The organism is Acinetobacter sp. UBA2063 (assembly GCF_002333245.1).
Taxonomy (GTDB): domain Bacteria; phylum Pseudomonadota; class Gammaproteobacteria; order Pseudomonadales; family Moraxellaceae; genus Acinetobacter; species Acinetobacter parvus.
Window position 1 is genome coordinate 1 of sequence record NZ_DDAH01000156.1, and the last position, 3622, is coordinate 3622.

The window sequence follows — 3622 nt, forward strand, 5'->3', positions numbered from 1 at the left end:
AGGTCGGGGAGGATGTCAATTCTACGTCTGGCAATGAAATGCAACCAGAACGGGCGGTTTTGGCCCAGACACTGGTTGGAATGGGGTTCTTTTCGTGGGGCTTGGAACAGCGCACACCCTTAAGCACCTCGATTGCTCGCCGACAGATTGATGACTGTGATTACGTGGTGATTTTGCTGGGGAGCCAGTATGGCGAGCAGTCCGTTTCAGGTGTGGGCTATATGCATCTGGAATATATCTATGCCATGACCAAACAGAAACCCGTGATTGTGTTTATGCATGAAGAGCCAGAAGCACGCGAAGCTAAACTGCATGACCATAAAGCCGAGTTAAAAGAAAAATTCAAAGAGTTTAGAAAACAGCTTCAACATGAAGTTGATCAAGTTTTTACCTATCTTAGCTTAAGGGATCTGGAGCTTGCTGTTCGCTCCAGTATGCCACAAATGCTGGAACGCTATCCTGTGGTGGGGTGGGTTCGTCCACAAAATACGCAAGTTTTACAAGATGAAATTGACAGTTTGCGTGCCAAGGTTAAACAGCTTGAAACTGAAATAGGCAGTCGGGAAGCCGATCCACTCACCAGTGTGCTCAAGGTGTCCATGCATGAGGTGTATTCATTTGAATACCGTATGCATGCCTATCAGGATGGTAATTTCAAAGAAGTTAAACCATTCCGTAAAATGACATGGGCACAGTTACTGAATGTGCTTGGTTCATCATTTGTGATTCCAACAACTGAAGAATATTTTTCCAAGCGCATGAATGAATATCTAAACGAAACGGGTCTGGATGATGCGCGCAAGGAAATGCCACGCGCGCATGCTGTTTCACGTGCACAGGTGAATATCCGTGCCCTGCATGAAATCAAGTTGCAGATGCGCCAGAATGAGTGGATTGTGCCAACAGGACGAGATGACCGCCAACGTATGCTGTGGCAACTGACCGCAAAAGGGCAGAAGCTTCTGGAAAGCAATCGGGTTTTTCAGTTTAAGACCATGCATTAATCCAATTTAAAAAAGTACGGCAAATTAAAAAAGTACGGCAAAACTGCTAAAGTATAGGGAGAAATTCAGCTATAGCGGAAGTGATGTATGTCAGCGACACCAAAACCCAAAGTAACTGTGGTTTTAGCAAATTTAGGTACGCCAGACCAAGCCACTGTACCAGCAGTACGTCGTTTCTTAAAACAGTTCTTATCCGATACCCGTGTCATTGAAATCCCCAAAGTAATCTGGTGGATTATCCTGCACCTGTTTGTACTGACTTTTCGGCCCAAGCGGGTTGCCGAGGCGTATGCCTCAGTGTGGTCAAAAGATTCTCCAATGCGGGAAATTGTACTTGAGCAAACACGCTTGGTTAAACAACGCTTGCAAGATGAAAATCATCAGCTTGACCTCACGGTCGTCCCTGCGATGACCTATGGGCAACCGAGCATTTATGATGTCTTGGCACAACTGGAAAAAACACCGCAAGAGCATGTGATTCTGTTGCCGCTATTTCCCCAGTATTCAGCCACCTCAACTGCACCATTGTATGACGCCTTTGCCAGATGGATTCCACAGCAGCGTCATTTGCCAGGTCTGACCCTCATCAAGGATTACTACCAGCATCCGCTGTTTATTCAGGCATTGGCGGATAGTGTTCTCAACTATCAGGCTGAACATGGCAAGCCTGAAAAGCTGTTGATGTCCTTTCATGGCATTCCCCAGCCTTATGCGGACAAGGGTGATCCTTATGCTGACCGTTGTCGAATCACTGCCCGTTTAGTTGCAAATGTCTTGCACTTGAAAGATGAGGAATGGGCGATTAGTTTTCAATCTCGCTTTGGTAAGCAGGAATGGGTCAAACCCTATACCGACCAGTTATTACAACAATGGGGCGAGCAAAAGGTTCAGTCCGTGCAGGTGATTAGTCCTGCATTTTCGGCGGATTGTTTAGAAACATTGGAAGAGTTGGCGATTCAGAATAAAGAACTGTTTCAACATGCGGGTGGTGGGGAATATGCCTATATTGCTGCGCTGAATACCGATCAGGCCCATATTGATTTGCTTGCTAGTCTGGTTCAGGCTAATCTTGATGCCCTAACCCATACCTTAGCCCACCGTTAACTGCGTTTTAGCCAGAGGTTTTTATGCTACAAGTCAAAATTGTCCCTGTGACTGCCTTTCAACAAAACTGCTCGATTTTATGGGACAGTGAAACCAAAGACGCGATTTTGATTGATGCAGGCGGTGATGCGGCAGTGCTGAAAAAAGAAATCGAAGCCTTGGGTCTGCATGTGAAAGCATTATGGCTCACCCACGGACATCTTGATCATGCAGGTGCGGTCGGTGAGTTGGTTGATACATGGAAAGTGCCTGTGATTGGTCCACATAAAGAGGATCAATTCTGGCTGGACATGATTCAGGAAGTTTCGGCACGTTATGGCTTCCCGATTCCACAACCCGTCAAGGTCGATCAGTGGCTAGAGGGTGGTGAAGTGCTGAAACTGGGTGAGGATGAGTTTGAGGTGCGTTTTGCGCCTGGTCATACCCCAGGCCATGTGATGTTCTACAATGCCAAACATGGTTTATTATGGACGGGGGATGTCCTGTTTAAGGGTTCTATTGGGCGTACTGATTTTCCTAAAGGGAATCATCAGCAATTGCTGGATTCCATCCAGCGTGAATGTTTTAGTTTGCCTGATGACACGCAATTTATTTCAGGGCATGGGCCAATGAGCACCATCGGCTATGAAAAGCGATTTAATCCTTTTGTGGCAAGTAAAGCGGGTTGAGTTCGGTACGACTAAACAAGAAGATGATTAATCCTCATAATCATCTTCATGGCGTTTGAGATCGGCCTGAGGCGCATCCTGAGTTGGGAGTTTATATTCGTCACTTGCCCAGGCACCCAGATCAATCAATTTACAGCGTTCTGAGCAGAATGGACGAAAATCATTATTTTCCCATGTGCTTGGCTGGCCACAACGAGGGCAGGGAAAGGTACGGGGCATAGAAAACTCCTAAGGCAGAAGGTAAATAGATTAGGCAAACGTCAGGTGAGTTGTTAGACTTATGCCGATTTATAGATAGTTTGATGGGATTATGTTGATTCGTCAATTTCAAGCACAACGCATGCGGGCACCACGTGATTTTCAGCCGATTCCAGATACCCCGATCTACGTGGAGATTGGGGCTGGAAAAGGCAGGCATGCCTTGTTGTTCACGGCTGAACATCCGCAGGTAACGTTGTATGCGATTGAACGAACCAGGGAAAAGTTTGTGGCGATGCAGAAACAGCATCAACTGGAACCGCGTGAACATTTAAACCCTGTGCATGCCGACGCCTTGCCCTGGGTGGTGCATGCCCTGTTTCCTACACAGGTTGAACAGTTTTTTATTCTCTATCCCAATCCAGAGCCACATAATCCAGCACAGCGCTGGCTGAACATGCCATTTTTCGAGTTCCTGTTGTCTCGCCTAAAACCGAATGGCATGATTACGCTGGCGAGCAACATTCCAGCATATATTGATGAGGCAGAGCAACAGCTTATTGATGTGTGGAAATTACCTTACCAAAAGCAAAAGATTGCAACAGACTCAGCCCGTACCCATTTTGAAATTAAATATTTAAGATCGGA

5 protein-coding genes are annotated in these 3622 nt (G+C 46.4%); 4 read left to right on the forward strand and 1 reads right to left on the reverse strand.

The window, feature by feature from the left end; all coding sequences use genetic code 11:
- The first annotated feature begins 38 nt into the window (after window positions 1-38).
- From B4H32_RS07090 to B4H32_RS07100, 3 genes are all read left to right on the forward strand, one after another.
- On the forward strand, window positions 39-1004 hold the full coding sequence (locus B4H32_RS07090; protein ID WP_004680645.1) for a DUF4062 domain-containing protein: 966 nt from the start codon (window positions 39-41) through the stop codon (window positions 1002-1004).
- A gap of 87 nt (window positions 1005-1091) precedes the next feature.
- On the forward strand, window positions 1092-2108 hold the full coding sequence (gene hemH, locus B4H32_RS07095) for a ferrochelatase (RefSeq protein WP_004680643.1): 1017 nt from the start codon (window positions 1092-1094) through the stop codon (window positions 2106-2108).
- A gap of 23 nt (window positions 2109-2131) precedes the next feature.
- The gene (locus tag B4H32_RS07100; RefSeq protein ID WP_004680640.1) at window positions 2132-2776 is read left to right on the forward strand and encodes an MBL fold metallo-hydrolase; all 645 of its coding nucleotides are present in this window, start codon (window positions 2132-2134) and stop codon (window positions 2774-2776) included.
- A gap of 27 nt (window positions 2777-2803) precedes the next feature.
- Here B4H32_RS07100 and B4H32_RS07105 read toward each other — a convergent pair whose 3' ends face one another.
- Window positions 2804-2995, reverse strand: coding sequence for a DNA gyrase inhibitor YacG (locus B4H32_RS07105; protein WP_004680638.1), 192 nt, complete (start codon window positions 2993-2995; stop codon window positions 2804-2806).
- A 91-nt stretch (window positions 2996-3086) separates the two neighbouring features.
- Between B4H32_RS07105 and B4H32_RS07110 the strand changes: the two genes are divergently transcribed.
- The coding region (locus tag B4H32_RS07110) for an SAM-dependent methyltransferase (protein ID WP_286801061.1) at window positions 3087-3622 on the forward strand (536 nt) is incomplete at its 3' end.

Excerpts from the sequence above, each read along its gene's own strand:
- hemH (WP_004680643.1), top strand. The coding sequence starts at position 1,092 with ATGTCAGCGACACCAAAACCCAAAGTAACTGTGGTTTTAGCAAATTTA.
- B4H32_RS07105 (WP_004680638.1), bottom strand. The coding sequence starts at position 2,995 with ATGCCCCGTACCTTTCCCTGCCCTCGTTGTGGCCAGCCAAGCACATGG.
- B4H32_RS07090 (WP_004680645.1), top strand. The coding sequence starts at position 39 with ATGCAACCAGAACGGGCGGTTTTGGCCCAGACACTGGTTGGAATGGGG.
- B4H32_RS07100 (WP_004680640.1), top strand. The coding sequence starts at position 2,132 with ATGCTACAAGTCAAAATTGTCCCTGTGACTGCCTTTCAACAAAACTGC.